Genomic DNA, 21362 nt, shown 5'->3' with positions numbered 1-21362 from the left:
CCCCATTCAAGCCAAATCTGACGTTAAAAAATTATCACTAAACTTTTCTTTCCAAACTCTCGGGGTAAGCGCTTCAACTTTTGAAGCGGGATGCATACTGACACGTTGCAATACATTAACGAGGTAGTGGTGAGATTGATTTCCTGCAAACGGCAAGTAACCAGTAAACTTTGTAAAATCCCTAGTTGCTCAGCACCAAGTTCATACCATTTTAATTAACGAAGCTAAATAGATAGGTGACGTTTGCGAAGAAAAAATCAACTCAGATTTACCAATCGTTAACCGTATTGGTGTGGCGTGTGTTGCGACTTCTACCGTTTTAGTGACGCTGGCTTTGATAAAGGTATGCTCATCGTTAACTAATGAAGCTAATTCACTTTTTCGTTGGTAAAAAGTTGATTGTGATATTTTTTGTTGAAGACAAAATTGCTTAATGGTTAAGGTGCTTTGAGCTTGTTGTTGAATAATGGCTGACCATTTCTTTTGGGTACTTATTTGCATTGATTTTCTCCTATTTAAATTTGGAGAAAGGATAATAATTAGAAAACGTTATTGGTAGGTGTGGTTTAGCCGACGCTTACGAATAAAGGGAAGTATCGACTAATCGTTTGCGCCATGCATAAAAGGTTGATGGGTTGAGTTTTTGTTGTTTATACAGTGCGGCTATTTGCAAACCGCTTTTTGCAGGTTGTTTGAAGATTTGTTGCCATTGATCAGGTATTCTGCGGGTATTCTCCATTGTTTTTCTCGGTGGGTAAATAATGGCATTACGCTTTCTTTTTCGTTTTTACTTTTTCTGGGAATTCTTCCATTTTATCAATTTTTCAATATGAATACCTGATGATAGTAATAAATGACATACCTGTAATATTCCACTTTGATGACATTCTTCAAGAGAATTGCCTTTAAGTTCAGTTACCGCTTTCTGATTTATAGCATATAAACCATTTAAATTTGTGGCTTCTGAATCATTAAACTGAATATCAATGGATACCGGCTCAATTAACCCCATTTCATCCGTTTTCTTTAAAAGATCATTAGTTTCTTTAGTGCCAGACATTAATTGAGAGAATGTTTTCTGAATACGTTGTAGATAATCAGTAGCTTCCCCTTTATTATTAAAAAGACGTTCACCCTTACCTTTTGTTAATGAAGGGCTAGCGGTATCAAGCACAAGCTTAGCTCCCTCAGACAAATCACCTTCAGGTAAGTGAACAATGAACGGTCGCCTTAGCATGTCTAGTGGTAAATAAGTGGCTTGCCAAGCATTCTTTTTTAAATACAAATTTTCACCTTTTTCAAAACCGAAAATAGCACTTAGTTGAAATTGTCCCGTTCCTGGATTTTTAGTAATAAATATCGGATATTCATGTACTAAGGTAGCCAATTCACCTATCACTACAATCGCTGTATTGATGTGATTATGTGGCACATCCATTAAAGTGGTATTTATTTTAATGTTTTTGTGGCGAACGGTATCAAGTAATTCCATAGTATTAGTTGTCATAATTGTCTCATTATTTAAATTTTAGATAGACCATATTTATAAATTTTATTAAGTAGATCTCGGTTGGTTGGCAATGATGAAAGTAGTTTATTTTGTCTGATATTTTTTTGTTTAATATTCTCAGTTACATACTTTTTAATATAAGGCTCAAGTTCAAAAAGGGGTTCTGTACGGAATGAGCTTCCATACAACACAAACTGATAACTTGTCGCCTGAAAAAGCTCACCTGTGGCTTCAAAGTCATGTACGTTAGGCACTTTATGTTTCCATAAAGTAAGTAACTCTTGTAATCGTCTAGGTATGGTGTTTCCTTTTTTATTATCTAACCAAAAAGGTGATGTTCTATTGCTTAATACATAATGTAATTTGAGAAAGTCTATTGCCCTACTCCACCGATACTGAAATTTATCGTTAAAACGTTTAGCTGATATTTCCATGACGTTATGGGTTAAAGGCAGTTGCTCTGCAATCATTATTGCAGATAATTCAACTAACACTAATGCTGATGCTTCAAGTGGCTCTAAAAATCCCGCTGATAAACCTACAGCTACACAGTTTTTATGCCAAAATTTTTCTCTATGACCAGAGGTAAACTGTATTTCTCGTATAGTAAGGTTATCGGTTGTTCCGCCTGATAATTCTATATAATGCAATAAGTCAACTTTCGCTTGTTCAACTGACCGGTATTTACTTGAAAACACATAGCCAACGCCTCTACGTGATGGTAGCCCTATGTCCCAAATCCACCCTGCATGTTGAGCCGTTGATTTAGTATAAGAGGCAATAGGGCCATTGGGGTCACTATACTTCACCTGTGTAGCTAATGCCGTATCTACAAATAAAATATCATCAACCGGTTTAAATTTAACACCTAATGTATCGCCAAGAAGCAATGATTTAAACCCAGTACAATCAATAAATAAATCACCTGCGAGAATTTCGCCATTATCCAAAACAAGAGATGTTATGTTTTGCTGTTCGTCTTGCGTTATTTCATTTACTTCAGCCAAAACATGATTTACTCCGAGTTTAGAAACACAATGTTTTTGTAAAAATGAAGAAAATAAACCTGCATTAAAATGATAACCATAATTTGTTGACGACTTGTATTCAGCATCCGTAATAGATTTTGGAGCTAAAGCACGGTCGAAAATTTCAGATTGAACTGAAAATTGTTTAGAGAAAGCTTGCTCTGGAACCTGAACCTTAGATTGTTCTGACCAAAACTCAGCAAAAACGCCATCAATAGAATGCTTTAAATCATCAAAGGGGTGATGATAAAAACCTTTTCCTTGATCATTATCCCAACCTTGGAACTTTGAGCCTTGTTTGAAAGATACATCACACTCTTTCAAAAAATCAGTTTCTGAAATTCCCATACTTTGCAGCGTTGAAGTCATAGTGGGCCAAGTACCTTCACCTACACCAACCGTGGGAATATTGGGAGATTCACATAACGTGATAATAAGTTCTTTATTTGCTATTCGGGTAGGAAAACGTGAAGCTAAAATACCAGCTGTGATCCAACCTGCAGAGCCCCCTCCAACAATAACAATTGATTTTATTAAGTTTTTCATAATCGTTATAATTCCGTTACACAAAATAAAATGAGGCCTAAGCCCCATTTTAATTCATCAGTTATTTATATTTCTAATGGATATATAACTTATGGGATTGCGATAAGTCTTACATTATTAATAAAGTACTCTGCGTTAGCTTCTTCTAGAGTAATGTTTAATGTCATTTTCTCAGTTGACCAATCTACGTCCGCAGTTTTACCAGCTTCTTCAGTAATAATGATATCTGCTGCAGAGACATTTGCTCCCCAAGTAGAACCTGTACCATTACCTTTAATAGACTCTGTACCATTAGAGAGTTCAACATTGTAAGTAACCTCTGTCACATCAGTTGCATCATAAAGTGCATCATGGTTAGTTAGTTGAGCATTTAATGATAATGCAAATCTTTCACCTTTTCTAATGGCGCCAGGCTTAACAGGAATACTAATTGTTACACCACCAGTAGCACCTTCGGTATTTACATAAAGCATGTTGTCGCCTTCATTATCACGAATTTCAACAACACCGCCTGTACTGGCAATAGCTTCACTATTTTCAAATAGACCAGCATCATCTAATAACATATCATGTACTGCTGTATCATAATGGCCGTACTTTACGATATTGATATCATCAATATCGTGTGCTGCACTGCCCCCACCATATTTTAATAAATTAAAGTTAACTGATAAATTTTCATAACCATCTAGGTTGCCAGATTCATTAGTATTCAATAACTGAACATGTTCAAACCAAGTGTCTAAGCTTGAATCCCAGAATCGAGCGCCAACCCAAAAACGATCATCTAAACCCGTATCTCCAACATTAACCGAAAGCGGTACGTAAGGGTTACTATCTTCGCCATTGGACGTTTCATTCCTCAACCAATAAGAGACTGCGTATTTCTGGTTGTCTTCCAATTCTAGAATAGCATTCGTAATATCAAAATGACAAAATTCGCCAGTCATTTTCATCCCATAATTACCTGTTCTCGCGGATTCTGCTTGGAATGCTGCTTCAGGGCAATCCGAACCAGCCCAGCCCCATGCAAAACCACCGGGGTTGCTATCTTGATCAAGCGGACCAACTTGAGCTGAATCTTCAAAATCATAGTTGGGGAATGCTTGAGCAATCAAGTTGGTTTGTTCACCATTTAACTTAACGGTGAGAGTTCTCTCGCCATCAGACGTATTACCTTGGTCATCTGATACTTTAAAAGAAAATAACAACTCTATAAATTCACCAGCATTAACTTGGTTAAAGTAGGCATGTGGATCTAAAGTTAGTGTATTTTCATTCAATTCAACCCCATATGGCAGTTCAGTACTATCATTTAGTCTTAAGTCACTAACAACTATGGCATCGCCTTCACGGTCAATCACACCATCAGAAAGATCATAAGTTTGTACCGTATCAGTTTCATTTATCTCACTGGTTAAGAAATATTCTGGAATGAGTGGTGCACCAGCTATATCTTTAACACCAAGCACATTAATAATCATATTTCGAGATATTTCATTATTATGATCTTTAATTTTGTAGGTGTAATTGAAGGTAACTTTTTCACCATCAGGGATTTGATCTGAAATAGAAGCAATATCTAAATCCAATATATTATCAACAACAGTATAACCAATATCAAATGGGTTGCCATCATCAGGAGTAATATCTGAAGCTACAACAGTTAATGGCTCACCATCGGCGTCAGAGACATTAGTAAGTAAATCCAAAGTGCCTATTTCAGCATCTTTGGTAAAATTACCAACTAAATCGCCTGTAGCCTCCGGCGCAAAATCTAAACCGTTGAGAGTAATTGTTGCCATTCTAGCCGTTTTATTTTTACCATCAGAGATATTGTAACTAACTTCAATGGTCTGAGTTTCGTTAGTATCTAATGAAGGCGAAAATACTTCTGGACGAATGGTTAATTTATTGCCAGTCAACGATACCCCCAACGCGGCAACATCATCAGGAGCATCACCTGTAGATTTAATAACAACATCGGTCACAGACAGGTAACTTGCATCTGCATCAATAGCAACACCTTCGCCAGAACTAGCGCCTCCTGGGGTGCCTAATAAGTCAATTAACCTAGTCAGCTCAGGCGCTTCTTTATTTTCATTGATTGTTATATTTATGTCGCCACCGTGAGTTGGGGCATTGTCATTTGGTTTAACTTCTGGTGTGTAGCTTTCTGTACCACAGCCAGACAATGCAAGGGCAATTGAACTTGCTAATAACATTTTTGAACTTTTAAATGTTTTCATAATTTAACACCTATATCTTGATTAGGGGCAAGGCTATGTTGCCCCTAACCTTTAAATTATTAGAAATTAACGCGAATGCCTAAACGGTAAGTAGCTCCCACTTTGTACTTGGTATAAGTACGATGTGTTGGAGCATTACCGTCAAGTGGATTACCCTCCTCTAACGCTACAAAGTCATAACCTGCTGCATTATCAGCGGCTACTTTTTGTACTTCTAACGTTCTACTTGTAAAGTAAGTTCTATATGCTGCGTCAGTTAAGTTGATAGCTTGGAAGGTAATTGAAATATCATCATTCACTTTATATGAAGCCGATAAATCTAGGGTATTACGCCCCTCATTCCAGATAGAGCCTTGATTCCAAGTACGGCCTGACTGACCATTAAACCAATCGGTACCTACTAGAGAGTCAGAGGTTCCTCTATAGCTCAAGCGAAATTGATGACCATTATGCTCCCAAAAACCAGTAAAGTTATAGCTATGCTCTGGTGTATCAGCTACCGGGTATGAAGGTAGTGTAACTGTTGGGTCAATAGATGAAGTCCCTGACTCATACTCACTTTGTTGATATGTATAGTTAGCAGAAACACCGAACCCCCCTGCCCATTCAGGTAGATCAAACATATCAGGGATAAAGTCATAAGTATCCATATAGCCAATTTCTATCCCCTCAATTACAGCATCCTTAGAGTTGACATATTTGGTCACTGTCATATTTGCACAATCATCCACTGGCTCACCACTAAATGTTGTAGCGTCATTTTCTTTATATGCGAATTCAGTAGCAGCTCTAACAGGATGACAGTTAGAAACAGGATCATCTGCAGTTAAAATCAGGTCAGTACCATTTGTCGGTGCGTCATTAGGATCTCTTACACTCTTAACAAGAGATAACGCTGTTTCACGGTCAGCAAAGTTAGACATATCTTTTCTGAAATAGGCAAGACTTAACATACCTGTATCACTGAAATACCATTCAGATGATAAATCTAAATTATTTGATTTAAGTGGCTCTAATTCGGTGTTATAAACAGTCACGTTACCAATATTAGTATCACCACTTCCCCAGTACTGCCCTTCGTTTAATTTATAACCAGGTCGTAACAAGTCTATTTCTGGACGGGTCATAGTTTGAGATACAGCAAAGCGAGCAATAAAGTTATCAGTTACTGCATAGTTAAGATTTAAGCTAGGTAAAAGGTTAGTGTAACTGTGTTTTTTATTGGCAGCTACTGAAGCGAGACCTCTATTAGTAGGATTTGCAGGAGTATAATTAGTATTTTGTCCATCAGTATTACCGTTCCACGCGGGTAAATCATCAAAACCGTATGTAGTACTAGTCGCAACATCTGCGTAACGCCAAGCTACTTGCCATAACACATCCGAGGAATCAGGCGTTGGTTGTGGACCTGTTCCTGCACGGAAACTGTTTAATGCATCTGCGTAGTCTGCAAATGCGGGATCGTGACATGGACCAGCATCAGGAATAGGTGTCCAAGTTGATGGATCTGGACCGGCACTTGTATCCCAACCTAAACCATCAACACGTTGATATTTCTGGTCATACAATTGTAGCTCTCCAGTAGGACCTAGTTTAATTGCAGGACATTCTGGTAAACTTCTGTCTGCTAGTTCAGTTAATGTATGACGGTCAGAATCACGTTGTAAATCACCACTTTCGTAATAATTAATACCTGAATAGCCGCTTGCATCAACCTCAGTTTTAACATAGCGAATACCAATATTACCAGTTAACTTACTATCAAAAAACTCAAAATTAGTTTTCAAGTAGAGTGCTTGAGAATCTATATCTGTTTCACGAGAAGCTGTGTTATCAACATCACGTACAACTTCACCATCACCTAAAACCAATGATTTAGCTTCAAACACATCAATAGGTGTCCAACCTACTGTTGCAGGTTCTCGGCCCACACCAAGCGACTCCATGAAATTATCATATGGAATCGGCTCACCTGCTATCATATCACCACGGATTTCATTTAAAGAGCCACCGGGTTCAACGATAGTCTCGCCTGTAATAGGGTCAACAATAACTTCACTTGCTTCCAACGAACGGAAGCTATATAGCTGATCATCAACTGCTTTATTACGTTTAGAAACTTTAGCACCAAACTCTATAGAGGAAATACCAAATTCGTAGATATCCCATTCAAAATCTACTTGAGCATTGAGGATTGTGTCTTCCACATTACGATCTTGTTCTGTAATACTACCTAAGAAGAAAGATGCTAGGTCTTGAGGGTTAAAACCTGTAGAAACGCTATTGTCATAATTACCTGCTCTGTAAACCCCTTCTTCGTCATAATAGCTGTATATGTTTTCACCTAAATCAACAAAAGAATCGCCGTAAACCATTTGACAAATATCACCGGCAACACACTCAGTACCTACTGGTTGGATATCGCTACCCGCATCGTATAATAAAAATGGTGGTACTTGCCAATGGTTTTGCATGTATGTAAAAGCGTTTGGTAAGCTTTCAGATTTACTCGAAGAATAACCTACTTGAGCGTCAACACGCAAAGAGTCTGTAAACTCTGTTTGGAAATTTAGTGTTGTACTGAAGTTTTCATTTTCGTCACCGCCATCTGAACGTTGCATAATACCGTTACCGTAACGGTTCAGACGTTTAACGGTGTCATAGCTGTCAGTATTAACTTGAATCCAGTCGATAGGGTCACTAGATGGATTAGGTGGTCTTGAGAAACTAGATGAGCTTTCACCTTCTACCCAATTAGAGTTATTAGCGAAACTTTTTGTTTGAATCGCATCTCTTGATATCTTTACCGTTTGCTTACTGTAGGTAGCATCAAACATAACTTCGGTCACATCACCGATTAAGTATTGAAGACCTAGAGAACCACCAAAACGATCACTTTCATTTTGGTGAAGCTCGTAAGTGGCATTCTCAGCCTCGATTGCTTTTACATTAGAAATGGTGTTTCCGTGTTGATCAATTGCTTGAGGGTACAATTGTGATGTCTTAAAATTTACTGCACTGAATTGATCTTTACGATAAGCATTTGTTTCATCATATGCAGTGAAAGCAACACCCAAAGTATCATCAAGGAATTTTTCTGAAAGAGAAAGATTAAGCTTGTAGTTTGGTTCTTCTGAGAAATCGTTATAACGGCCTTGCAATGTCACTGAACGAACACTTTCTTCTTGATCTAGCGGACGAACAGTAATCAAATTAACGGAAGCACCTAATGATCCCTCATCCTGATCTGCACTAGAGGTTTTTACAACTTCTAATTTAGATAAGATATCTGCAGAAAAAGAACTTAAGTCAACCGCTTGCGAAAAATCGGTCGATGTTAACGTTTGACCATTAAGTGTGATTTGGTTTTGGTTAGCGTCAGCGCCACGAACACTAATTCGTGTACCTTCACCATCAGCACTTACAACAGTAACACCAGTAATTCGACCTAATGCATCAGCAATGTTCTGATCGGTACTTTTACCGATATCTTCAGCATTGATTGAATCAGAAATATTAGATGAAAATCGTTTGTCGTTAATATTTTTTCTTATGCTACCTCTTAAACCTGTAACCTCAATCACTTCAATTTGCTTTTCAGCATTATCATTTTTTTTCTTGTCTAGTTCTGTATCTTGTGCATAAACATTCAAGCTTGTACAAGCAAGTAGTGCTAAGTATACAGGACTTAATTTATATTTTTGACGCAGATTTATCATTTTAGATTCCCCTAGGTATCTTATTTCTATCTATTTTGTATTTTGATGCACTATATTAATGATTATTTATTTTATTAATGATTATGTATTTTTGCATCGTTATAAATAAAACTAACAAACTTAACTTTGATAAGATCATTTATAAGACTACTGTATTATTAGAAACCACCGCATGTCAACTTTATTTTGTTAACAATACACAATAATAAATCTACGAAACACAATAATAAATCTACGAAGAGCATAGTATATATTTTCTTTGATAAGATTAGGATAAGTTAAACCAACACCCTTATTGTTAACAATTTACTTTAAACAAAAAAGATGTATACTAGTTAATGATATAAAACTTAGGAGTTAAAAATGAATAAAAAAATGTTCCTTTTGTTATCTTGTATAGCAATATCTACACTTACTGCTTGTCAAAATAAGCAAAATAATGAGTTTGTAGAGTCTGACGGCAATACTATAAAATCATTAATTAAATTTGAGCATGCAATTGATGCTAAACAAGTTGAATTTATGAATGCCTCTGCCGATACAGTTGTTGCTGGCGAAGGTTTAAAAGTAAACTTTGATTCAAAAGATCATACTTACAGTGGTATCGTTATCTCGCCTAAAAAACCTTGGGATTGGAGTCAATATCAAAATTTTAATTTAGCAATGGATATTGCTAATACAGGTCAGCACAGCGCACAAATATATTTAGATATAACGGATATCGATGGTGGCAATTACACAAGAAGTATTAATGTGCCAATAGGCGAAAGTAAAACTTATTATGCCAAAATGGCGGGCCATGATTTAGCTACACCTGAAGGCGATGAGTCTGTTGAGCTTAATTTCACATCTGGACTACGAGGTAATCCTGATACATGGGAATCGAATGATACCCAATTTATCTCTTTATGGGGAAAGAAAAACTTAAACCTTAAGGGCATTAAAGAAATATCAATAAGTGTACAAAGTAACATTTTCGATAAAACCATTACACTAAATAATATAAGGTTGAGAGAAAACCCTGAGTTTAAACAAGATTACTTAACCAAAATAGTCGATAAATATGGGCAAAATGCTACTGTAGATTTTATAGACAAAATATATACTGACCAAGACTTAATAAATCAAAAGAATAACGAAGCAAAACATCTATCGGGCATATTACCAAAAGATCGTTCAATTTATGGTGGTTGGAAAAATGGACCTAAATTAGCCGCTACCGGTTATTTTAGAACAGAAAAAGTAAATGGCAAGTGGTCGTTGGTAGACCCTGAGGGCTATTTATATTTTTCAACTGGTATTGATATTATCAGATTGTCTAATTCGTCAACAATGACTGGCTACGATTTTAATCAATCCCTTATTGCAAAAAGATCAGCTGATAATGTAACACCTGAAGATTCACAAGGTTTAAACCGCGTTGATAATACTATAAGTAAAACCAGAGAATTAATTTCAGAAACCAGAGCTGGTCTATTCGAGTGGCTACCTACATATGACGAACCACTAGGTAAACATTTTGGTTATCGTATTAGTGCGCATTCAGGACCAATGAAGCATGGTGAAACCTTTAGCTTTTACTCGGCAAACTTAGAAAGAAAATATGGCGAAGATAATAATGATTTTATGGAAGTTTGGAAAGAAGTCACTTTAAATCGCATGATAGATTGGGGCTTTACTTCTTTAGGCAACTGGAGTGACCCTATGTACTACCATGCCAATAAAGTTCCTTTTTTTGCAAATGGCTGGATTATTGGTGATTTTAAAACAGTCTCAAGTGGAAGTGACTTTTGGGGGGCGATGCCTGATGTCTTCGACCCAAAATTTGAAGAACGAGCACAATTTACGGTTAAAACAGTTGCCGACCAAGTTAAAAATAACCCTTGGTGTGTTGGTGTATTCATAGACAATGAAAAAAGTTTTGGTCGCCCTGGTAGCCCCGAAAGTACCTATGGTATTGTTGTTAACACCTTAACACGAGATGGTAAAGAAGTACCAACTAAAGCAGTTTTCACACAATTGATGAAAGAAAAATATGGTGATATAGCTAAATTGAATAAAGTTTGGGACAAAAACATTGTAAGTTGGGCAGAGTTTAACAAAGGAATTGATTCAACAATTAATAATGACGAACAGATTGCAGATTACTCAACTTTACTTTCTAGCTATGTTGAAAAATACTTTAGTGTTGTTGAAAATGCGTTAACAGAGCACATGCCAAACCATCTATATATGGGGGCACGCCTTCCTGGTTGGGCGATGTCTGATGAAGTAATTAAAGCGTCGGCTAAATACTCAGATGTAGTCAGTTATAATGTCTACAAAGAGGGCATTACATCAACCGCATGGGATTTTTTAAGTGAAATTGACAAGCCTAGTATCATTGGTGAATTTCACATGGGCTCAATGGATTCTGGCTTATATCATCCTGGTTTAATTATGGCTACCGATCAAAAAGATCGCGCTAAAATGTATAAAGAATATATGAACTCGGTTATTGATAACCCTTATTTTATTGGCGCACATTGGTTTCAATATATAGACTCACCAATAACAGGACGAGCTTATGATGGTGAAAACTATAATGTTGGTTTTATTACAGTAACTGATACTCCCTACGCTCCTATGGTCAAAGCAGCTAAAGATCTTCATTCAAAGATGTATGAACGTAGATTTAAATAAAAAATAAAAAATAAAAAACAAGCACAGAATAACGATTAACTTAACCAATATTCTGTGCTTTATAAAAGCTTACAAATTGAATTAATCAACCCACATCGGTAACCACATAAACGAAAAGGCTAGTGCAACCACACTCTGGTAGTTTCTAGCCAACTTATCATATCGAGTGGCTACAGCTCGATATTTCTTTATCTTCAAAAAAGCATTTTCAACCAAATGCCGATAGCGATACATCGCCCAATCGATATCATCATTACCTTGTTTACTATTGCCTTTTCTCGGTATGACATGCTTTGCATTACGGCTGTTTATTATTTCACGTAATGCCTGACTGTCATAACCTTTATCCGCGACCACTACTTCGGCTTCTGGTGACGAAACTATCAGGGACTCACCGTAGCTAACATCGTGAGCTTGTCCCCCTGATAGCTCAAAGTGAACGGGCAAGCCACCACTATCAACTGCCAAATGGATTTTCGTTGAATTGCCACCACGACTCTTACCTATCGCTTGCTCTGCTTGAGCACTGATGTTTGTTCCATCTTGATGAGCTTTCACAATACTTCCATCAATGAATAACCATTGAGGGTCATTTAAGCGAGATAAAAACTGAAAAATCTCAGTGATGACGCCTTTTTTAGACCATAAGTTAAAGCGTCTAAATACGGCACTCCAACGACCAAATTCACTGGGTAAATCTCGCCAAGGAATCCCTGTGCGCATTCGATAAAGAATACCTTCAAGTGTCATTCTGTGTTCAGGCTTATTATAAATTCGCCCCGTTAAATACATTATTCTCGATAGCAATCGCCAGCTATCATCTGTTAACATTAGTCTCGGCATTTGGGAAGGTTACATTGTTTTTTGGCGAAACCATTATAACCGACCCAATTGCTGTTTACTTTTTAAACCACAAAGATCAACACGCTCTAATTTACTCCAAAATTTACTTTAGTTGTTTTTACTGTATACTTATGATTTTTGTAAACAATAAATAATTAAATTTATTTTTGACTGTAAAATATTACGAATTAATTAATCAAAGGTATCGCTATGAATACAAGTAAACCTAATAAAATACTCTCTATAAAAGACCAAATAGCGGATCAAATACGCTCAGACATTATAGCAGGTGATTTAGCGCCTAATACTAAGCTAAATGAAAAAGAAATGGCTGATAGGTTTGGTGTATCTAGAGGCCCTATTCGCGATGTTATTTTACAGCTCAGTAAAGAAGGTTTAATCATCTCAAAAAACAATTGTGGTGCTTCTGTCAATAGTATTCTGGATCCTAAAATACAAAAATTAATGATTAAACTTCGCAGAGATATAGAAGTTTATGCTATTGAACAATTGAAAGATAAACTCACTGAACAAGACTTTGCCGACTTAGATGGTTTACTTGCTAGGATTCAAAGTGCTTTTGATATTGAAGATTATACTGAAGTAACAAAAAGCGATATTGCCTTCCATAATTATTTAATATACAAAGCCGGTGGTAATGAACTTGTTAACCTTTGGTATCCTTATGTAATGAGAATGCGATTAAACTATAAGCGAATACGTTCAAGTACTGAATGTGTAGCTGAACACAAACGGGTCGTTGATGCTTTAAGAGATTCAGATATAAATGCAGCAACAAAAGCTATTAGAGCAAACGTCAGATAAAAAAAATAAATTAATACATATCAACATTTTTAAACCCCGAAATGATACAAACGGGGTTTTTTATTTTATCATAAAGTTCTCATAGTTTATTATGCTATGAACGGCTAAATACCTCCAAAACATCGCCTTTCTTGATTACCCCTTTCTTTTGAATATCTTACTAAAATTCTCTTTAAATATTTCGACCGCTAAATCACATTAAACACTATCCCAAACACCTAATGTCAACAATAAACAGTTGACAGTAGTTATTTTTCGTTCATTATTGATACAGCACCACTATTGTTAACAATATTTATTAATCAAAAAACAAAGGGTAGTAAACTAACAAAAAACTATTATATCTAGGTGCGATTTCTGTCAAATAAAGAGGAATAACAAAATGAAACAATTTAGTAAAACAGTGCTATCTACTGCTATTTTTCTAGCGAGTACCGGAGCAATCCTTCCTACATATGCACAAGATAACATTACTTCAGAAGATGATAAAATTGAAGTCATAGCAGTTACAGGAATCTTTAGTTCATTAAGTAAATCAGCTGCAATGAAACGTGATGGTACTGGAGTTGTTGACGCTATTTCAGCTGAAGATATCGGTAAATTTCCTGATACAAACTTAGCAGAGTCTTTACAGCGTATTACCGGTGTATCGATTGACCGCGCTAATAATGAAGGTAACCAGGTCACCGTACGTGGCTTTGGTCCTAGTTTTAATTTAGTTACCTTAAACGGTAGACAAATGCCAAACTCTTCTGCTTTAGAAGAAGACGGTATTTCGCGTAGCTTTAACTTTAACGCAATAGGCTCAGAGTCAGTGTCTGCGGTTCAGGTTTTTAAAACAGGTAGAGCAGATATTAATTCCGGCGGTATTGGCGCAACAATCAATATTCAAACAGCAAAGCCGTTCAACTATGATGGTTTGAAAGCATTGGCTAGTGTTAAAGGCGTTGTTGATACTAGTGTTGATACCGGTAGCTCTATCACACCTGAAATTTCAGGTATGGTCAGTAACACTTTTTTTGATGATACTTTCGGGCTATTACTTGCCGTATCTCATGCTGAGCGAGATAGCCATACCGATCGTGTTGGTACTTCAGGTCAGTGGAGTACTGGCTACCCAGGGCAAGCAGATATAGATAAAAGTGCCATTGATACGACTAAAAATCCAGATTTAAATACTTGGGGTGTACCAACTGTTGATCTAGATAGTAGTAATACTGAACGTGAACGTCAAAATGCCCAACTCGTTCTACAATGGGCACCAACAGACTCACTTATTGCCTCTGTTGATTATACCCTGTCACGTTTAGATATAAACAGTAAAATGAATCGTACCAGCTTTTGGTTTGATAATATTCAAACGGGTACTGCTGATGCAAATGGCACGATTATTAACCCCGCTCGCCAAAATGATGAACTCAACTTTTGGGCATGGGAGTACGCTTATAAAACTGAAAATGATTCCCTAGGTATCAACCTAGAATGGTTAGCAAACGACACATTAACATTTACTTTAGATGCTCATGACTCGACATCACATGCAAACCCAGGAGCATTACCAGCTGAAAGTATCGCTAACTTAAAAAACCCCTTTGGTGCTGCTGCTCCTGTACATATAGGGGCTGATTTCACTAAAGATATGCCTTCAGTTTTTTATGACGATTCAGGTGTTTCCGGTGGTGCTTTTGCCCTAAGTAATATTGAAAGTGATTTGTATCAAGAACGTGGTTATGAAATTGAAAATAACATTCAACAATTACACCTTGCTGGTACTTGGGAGAATGACAACGACAGTATACTAGAAGCCATTCAATTTGGTATCTCAAAGACTATTTACAAAGTTGATACAAAAAAGATTACTGGCGCCAATTTTGGTTTAGGTAATGGTGCTATGGATATTAGCGATCTTGATATAAGCTTTTCACCTGGTGATTTAGGGTTTGAACAACGTTCTCACTATAGTGCAGCCCAATTTCTTGATCTTGTTAAACAGCAAAACTTAATGAACGATAAAAATATTTCTACCAATGGCATTGAAGAAGATACAACCGCCATTTATATTGCGCTAGATGTAATAACTGAAATAAGTAGTATGCTCTTTAAAGCTAACTTAGGACTTAGATATGAAGACACAAGTGTTACTTCCTACTCTGTAGAAAACCCAGTTTATGGTTTTAACTGGATTACACCACTTGAAATGTCAAAAATGTATGCAGCTGATGAAGTGTCAAGCACATTAGCTGGTGATTACACCAATACATTACCGAGCGTTAATCTAAGTTTAGAAATTAGTGATGATTTAGTTACACGTTTTTCATACAGTACAACTATTGCTAGAAGCGACATAGATGCAATGTTTCCTGCAACGTCGCTCAATGACCATTATTCTGGTGGTCCATTTAGAGCATCACAAGGTAACCCAAGTTTACTACCGTATGAATCAGATAATTTAGATCTATCATTAGAGTGGTACTACAGCGAAGGCAGTTTTGCTTCTGTTGGATATTATAGTAAAAATGTTGGCAATTATATTGGTATTGGTGAAGAAAGCAGGAGTCTTAATGGACCAGATGGCCCATTAACCGATCCAAGTGTTAATCCACGTGGTACGTGTCCTAACGGAAGTGTTGCTAGTCCTAACCCTGATTGTATTTCTCAAATTAACGATCCTGCTATTACATGGGAAGTAGAAACGCCAATAAACCAAGGTGATACAACAGTAGATGGTTGGGAACTCAACATTCAACACATGTTTGGTGACACAGGATTTGGTGGTATCGCAAACTATACGCTTGTAAATACTAAGGATAAATATAACCCATATAGCTTAGAAAATAATTTTGCCGTTACTGGTTTAAGTGACTCGGCTAACTTAGTTGCTTTTTATGAAAATGATTCATTTTCATTCCGTGTAGCCTATAACTGGCGTGATGATTTCTTACTTAAAGGCGGTATTAGCCCAGTATTTACCGAGTCATACTCACAAATAGATATTTCAGCAAATTACGATATCAACGACAATGTATCGGTATTTATTGACGGTATTAATGTGACAGACGAAGATACCCGACGTCACGGTCGCTTTAGTAATCAATTAATTGATTTTGAACAATACGGTGCTCGTTATAATATTGGTGTTCGTGCCACATTTTAATATTTAAACAACTAAATACTAAGGAGGTCTACATTGTTAGATCTCCTTTTTAGGAGAACACTATTAGCCAGAATTATTAACTAAGGCTATATGACTACACAAATCAAATATGTTGCTGCTATAAACTGCAATATAACAAATTTAATTAAGGTTCTTCTTATATCTGATAAATTCAACGTAATATATATAATTACCTTAGAACGACCACAGAAGCCCAACAGTATCAGTAACACGATAATTCAATAAATTTAAAGTAGAAAGTAATGAAAAAAAATATTTTAACATACTTAATATTATGCAGCGCCCTATTATCATTTTTTAGCTATGCTGCTGATAAACCGCCTAATATAGTAGTAATACTATCTGATGATTCAGGTTTTACCGATTTAGGTAGCTTTGGTGGTGAAATAGACACCCCTAATCTTGATGAGTTAGCAAAAACGGGTATGCGTTTTAGTAGTTTCTATAGTAATGCTAGATGTAGCTCAACACGAGCAACCTTATTAACGGGGGTTAATGCGGCCCACGTTGGCTTCGGCGGTGGCGTAGTTGGCGATTGGGTTAGAGAATTACCATTTCCAGCACACCGAGGCAGATTAGCTTACAACCAACCGCTCATCTCTGAATTACTTAGTGATAATGGCTATCAGACTTTAATGGCTGGTAAATGGCATTTAGGTGGTAGTTATATAAAAAACAACCCAAAAGAATTATCGCCTGCTTGGGAAGAAACTCACGCAGGTTCTGGTCTAAAGTTAACTGAAGAAGAAATGGAGCAAGACTATCTCGCGCTCCCACCACAACGTGGCTTTCAAAAAAGCTTTGTTTTTCATGGCGCTCAAGGTAACTTATTCTTTAGTCCTGAAGATCCTCATAACTATTACGAAGACAACAATAAAGCTTCGTTAAAATACGATAATAGCTACAATATGCATTGCTACTTTGATAACGCATTTAATAAACAGCGTTATGGCGGATGCCATGGTAAATCAGAAAAAGCTTTCTATGCCACTGACGGGATGACTGACCGTGCTATTGAAATGATGGATGAAGCTGCAACTAAAGACGAGCCATTTTTCATGTATGTTGCTTATAGAGCACCGCACAAGCCACTACAAGCCCCGGAAGAGTTAGTACAAAAATATTTAAAACGTTACAGTGACTTACAAAAAATTGCCGATGAGCGCCATCAAGGAGCGATTGATGAAAGATTATTTCCAAAAGACGTAAAAATTGCAAACAATAATTTCCTATGGACTAAACAAGACCAATCAAAGATTGATAAGTTTAGACTTCAATCTGCTGTTCATGGCGCCATGATAGAGAAAATAGATGATAACGTAGGTAAGCTTATTGCTAGTTTAAAAGCCAGTGGCGAATATGAAAACACCCTTATATTATACTTTTCAGATAATGGTGCCGCCTCTCACATTGGTGATTTGATGAATTCACCTTATAAAGGCGTTAAAGCCTTACTATGGGAAGGTGGTGCTCGAACACACGCTATTGTTAATTGGCCCGGTGTTGTGAAGCCAGGAACCATTACTGATGATGTAGTTTGGGTGGGTGATATTGTTCCCACGCTACTAGATATTACTAACGTTAAGTTTCCTGAAATGTTTCGTGGCTCAACGCCAAGAAAGCCTGATGGCCGAAACATTCTTGCCACCCTAAAAGGTGAAAATATGGCACCACCAGAAGCTATTTTTAACAATGATAAAGGACAACAAAGTGTACTTTATCAAGGACGTTGGAAACTTTTAATTGAACCTGGTTGGTATTTACAGACCCTTGCAAAGCCTGGTGTTAATTATGAATTATACGATATCAGCAATGATCCTGGAGAAACCAAGAACCTTGCCAAGAACAATCCTGAATTAGTCGCAAAATTAACAGCGATGGCCGAAGAATGGAAAAAAGAAAGTAACATTGTAGATTATAGAGAAATTATTAAATTAAAGCCTAACGACCCATATTAAGCCACAATCAGTTAGCCTCCTCGAAGAGTGGCAGAGTAAAATCTGCCCCTTTTATTTTTCGGTGGATTTCCATATTATTCATCATTAAATGGCTTATAAAAATATAAAGCTAGTCTATTTTTAATTTAATGTGATTTATTTTACGGGCGTCAATTTAAATGGATAACTTTGATTAGCACGCCATTGGCCAACATATAAGTTACCCGCATTATCTATACACATACCATGGCAATGTTTAAATACATCCCATGTAGTTGACATAGTATGTAACTTTCCATCAATATAAATAGGCTCTGTACCGCCTAGATTAGCGACTACTTTGTTATTTTTATCAAAAACACTAATAAATCCAGAGTCCTGTGCATTTTCATCATTAATATGTGACCAACAAACAGGAGCAAAAAAATTATCGCCACTAAAAACAGGGCCGTGAATATACGCACCAGGAGTTTCTATCGTTTTACGGTAGCTTCCATCTAAATTAAATAGCTTTAAGCATTGTTGCCAACGAGAGCTTACAATTAAATGCGGATCATCTGGATTTCTTAAATCGATACCAATGCCATGGGTATTAACTAAGTTGTAATTAGTGTCTTCATTCTTGTGACCGCCCCAGTGACGAATATAGCGACCGTGACAATCATATTGAATGACAAAATCAGATCCATAGCCATCTGTTATATAAATATCACCGTTAGGCGCTACGGCAATGTCTGATGGTCGAAAAGGCATATCAGGCTCATAGATACCAATTGTTAAAGGGTGACCTATGGTAAAGACTAATCGACCATCAATGGTTAACTTAGCAACAAAACCTTGTTGAGATATAACTTTATTAGTGGGAGAGTCCCAGTCATCTGTGTTTACTCCATCCCAATGCCTGTTTAACACCCAACCATGGTCAACAACATAAATAAACTCTTCACCGTTTTCATTGACAATTTCAATAGAGTGCGCGCCTGGAAACTCACTTCCCCATGCTTCATTCAACGTGCCATCAGGGTTATACACAATAAAATTGTTTTGGGTATTGTCTGTTAGCATGAAAATTCTACCTTGTGAATCAATAGCTAGATCATGACAATTTTCTACGGGATTTTTTATAGGGTCTAATTTCCCCCACTGGGTGTCGACTTTATATTTCAAATCACCATGACCTATGATTAAACCATGTGGGTCAATAGTAGATTTTGGAAAATAATTAGACATATATGCTCTCCTTAACTTCGGTGTTGTAGGACTTCGCTGTGTTTAATTAGCATTAAGCCACTTGGGTATTACAAACAAAAAAGGTGCTTATTGATTAGCACCGTTTTAAATAAAAACTATTTTACATGCTTATGTAGTTTATCTAGGGAACATCTTGTAAGGCTAATCTTCGGTGTTTCTGATCGAAGGGCCATGCTCCTTTTATCAACTGAACTGACGATTAATAATCGGCGAGAAGGATACGCCTTATGCAAATACATAGGCTTGTTATTTTAAAAGTTACGACTCTTTCCAGTTTATAATTGCATCATCATCTACACGATTAAGTGGAAAATACTCAGCTTCATTTTCTTCAAAGGGTTGATTCGACATAGCATTATAGGCACTAATCATAGACCAACGAGGATTGTCGGATTTATTTTGATTTGATTTATGTAATAAATTACAATCAAAAAACAAGGTATCCCCTGGCTCTAACTCTACATAAACTAACTCTAAAGTTTTCATTGCTTCTTCCACAAACTTTAATTCAGCACCCTTTTGATCACCCGTTTTATTATGATTTAATCGTCCTAATTTATGTGACGCCTTTAAAACTTGTAAACACCCATTTTCTTGGGTTGCCTCACTAATTGCTACCATACAGCTTATTGCTTTTGGATATAACATTAAGTTGTCATGATGCCAGTAACCAAAATCTTGATGCCATTCCCAAGCTCCGCCGACTTTAGACTCTTTCATCATCACTTTGGTACTAGTGTGATACATTTCTTCGCCAATAATTTGTTCACATGAGTCAATTAAACGACGACTACGAGAAAACATACTATACAGATCATCCGTAGTTTCTTGCCAAATACAAACTTTACTCACAGCACCTGTGCTGTCTTTTTGGTGCCATGCATCATTGTGTAGCCTAGGATCGTTATATGCGACTTCTTGTAAACGAGCAACTTCTTTGTCATTGAAATAACCCTTTGCAATAACATAACCATTTTCATTAAATTCTGCTATTTGCTCGTTCGTTAATCTAATTTTATTCATTATTTAACTCTCTCAGTTATAGAAAAACCACTCAGTTTAATGAGCACATTGTAAACATTAAACAATATAATATTTATATGCAAACACTGTATTCAAATAAAAATAATAAGTAAAGTGTTATTTAGAAAAAAATGACTTTATTTCAGACACATCGAGTAGGGTGAGGCTTATACCTCATCCCTCTCACAGAACCGTACGTACCTCGTATACGGCTCATGCAATTTACTATTTCTTATCACTCAAATTAGCCACTTACTTAATAGTTAAGTTTAGATGCCAGGCTTCCCCAGTTACCGACTGTGTCAGGATAGTTGTCGCTTATAACTTTTAGTATAGGCAGATATAATGAGTCGTAAATTTACTCAAGAATTTAAAGTACATGCGGTTGAAAAAGCATTATCTCAATGTGATGGTGTACGCTTGGAAGATATTGCTTATGATTTAGGTGTGGGCTATTCAACGTTACAACGATGGATAGCACTTGCTAAAAACCATGAACTTAAAACTAAAAATAATGGTAGTCATATGACAACAGAAAAACGACCTCAAGACTGGAGTTTAGAAGAAAGGCTTA

Annotated in this window: 14 protein-coding genes and 1 pseudogene; 5 read left to right on the top strand and 10 right to left on the bottom strand. The window is 36.6% G+C overall.

Features of this window, described 5'->3' with window-relative positions:
* Window positions 1–6: 6 nt before the first annotated feature.
* The 7 genes and pseudogenes from AC0UA9_RS15700 to AC0UA9_RS15670 form a co-directional block, all read right to left on the bottom strand.
* Window positions 7–209: pseudogene (locus AC0UA9_RS15700) on the bottom strand (transposase domain-containing protein); the annotation flags it as partial.
* A complete protein-coding gene (tnpA, locus tag AC0UA9_RS15695) occupies window positions 202–501 on the bottom strand; it encodes an IS66 family insertion sequence element accessory protein TnpA (RefSeq protein ID WP_475661428.1) in 300 nt (99 codons plus the stop codon). The gene tnpA (AC0UA9_RS15695) and the pseudogene AC0UA9_RS15700, both read right to left, overlap by 8 nt.
* Before the next feature lie 76 nt (window positions 502–577).
* Window positions 578–739, bottom strand: a complete 162-nt coding sequence (gene tnpA / locus AC0UA9_RS15690; RefSeq protein WP_475661426.1) for an IS66 family insertion sequence element accessory protein TnpA — start codon at window positions 737–739, stop codon at window positions 578–580.
* Window positions 740–787: 48 nt separating this feature from the next.
* On the bottom strand, window positions 788–1507 hold the full coding sequence (locus tag AC0UA9_RS15685; protein WP_475661422.1) for a SapC family protein: 720 nt from the start codon (window positions 1505–1507) through the stop codon (window positions 788–790).
* A gap of 14 nt (window positions 1508–1521) precedes the next feature.
* Window positions 1522–3084 carry a tryptophan halogenase family protein gene (locus AC0UA9_RS15680; protein ID WP_475661420.1) on the bottom strand — a complete coding sequence of 521 codons (1563 nt, stop codon included), beginning with the start codon at window positions 3082–3084 and terminating at the stop codon, window positions 1522–1524.
* Window positions 3085–3173: 89 nt separating this feature from the next.
* Window positions 3174–5333: a hypothetical protein gene (locus AC0UA9_RS15675; protein WP_475661418.1), complete on the bottom strand. Its 2160-nt coding sequence runs from the start codon at window positions 5331–5333 to the stop codon at window positions 3174–3176.
* A gap of 59 nt (window positions 5334–5392) precedes the next feature.
* A complete protein-coding gene (locus AC0UA9_RS15670; protein WP_475661416.1) occupies window positions 5393–9052 on the bottom strand; it encodes a TonB-dependent receptor in 3660 nt (1219 codons plus the stop codon).
* Window positions 9053–9415: 363 nt separating this feature from the next.
* Between AC0UA9_RS15670 and AC0UA9_RS15665 the strand changes: the two genes are divergently transcribed.
* Window positions 9416–11734, top strand: coding sequence for a beta-galactosidase (locus tag AC0UA9_RS15665; RefSeq protein ID WP_475661413.1), 2319 nt, complete (start codon window positions 9416–9418; stop codon window positions 11732–11734).
* Window positions 11735–11815: 81 nt separating this feature from the next.
* Here AC0UA9_RS15665 and AC0UA9_RS15660 read toward each other — a convergent pair whose 3' ends face one another.
* Entirely contained in the window at window positions 11816–12577 is a 762-nt protein-coding gene (locus AC0UA9_RS15660) for an IS5 family transposase (RefSeq protein WP_475661411.1), read from the bottom strand.
* Between the two features lie 210 nt (window positions 12578–12787).
* Here AC0UA9_RS15660 and AC0UA9_RS15655 point away from each other — a divergent pair, with 210 nt between their 5' ends.
* The 3 genes from AC0UA9_RS15655 (at window position 12788) to AC0UA9_RS15645 (ending at window position 18535) form a co-directional block, all read left to right on the top strand.
* A complete protein-coding gene (locus tag AC0UA9_RS15655) occupies window positions 12788–13402 on the top strand; it encodes a GntR family transcriptional regulator (RefSeq protein WP_475661409.1) in 615 nt (204 codons plus the stop codon).
* A gap of 382 nt (window positions 13403–13784) precedes the next feature.
* On the top strand, window positions 13785–16556 hold the full coding sequence (locus AC0UA9_RS15650) for a TonB-dependent receptor (RefSeq protein ID WP_475661407.1): 2772 nt from the start codon (window positions 13785–13787) through the stop codon (window positions 16554–16556).
* A 263-nt stretch (window positions 16557–16819) separates the two neighbouring features.
* Window positions 16820–18535: a sulfatase-like hydrolase/transferase gene (locus AC0UA9_RS15645; RefSeq protein WP_475661405.1), complete on the top strand. Its 1716-nt coding sequence runs from the start codon at window positions 16820–16822 to the stop codon at window positions 18533–18535.
* Between the two features lie 135 nt (window positions 18536–18670).
* Here AC0UA9_RS15645 and AC0UA9_RS15640 read toward each other — a convergent pair whose 3' ends face one another.
* Window positions 18671–19744, bottom strand: coding sequence for an NHL repeat-containing protein (locus AC0UA9_RS15640; RefSeq protein WP_475661403.1), 1074 nt, complete (start codon window positions 19742–19744; stop codon window positions 18671–18673).
* Between the two features lie 279 nt (window positions 19745–20023).
* Window positions 20024–20788, bottom strand: coding sequence for a phytanoyl-CoA dioxygenase family protein (locus AC0UA9_RS15635; RefSeq protein WP_475661402.1), 765 nt, complete (start codon window positions 20786–20788; stop codon window positions 20024–20026).
* A 345-nt stretch (window positions 20789–21133) separates the two neighbouring features.
* Between AC0UA9_RS15635 and AC0UA9_RS15630 the strand changes: the two genes are divergently transcribed.
* On the top strand, window positions 21134–21362 hold a 229-nt coding region (locus AC0UA9_RS15630; RefSeq protein WP_475661400.1), incomplete at its 3' end, for a transposase.

The organism is Colwellia sp. F1, assembly GCF_056238625.1.
The sequence above is the reverse complement of the archived record's forward strand: the minus strand, read 5'-3'. Positions and strand labels throughout refer to the sequence as shown.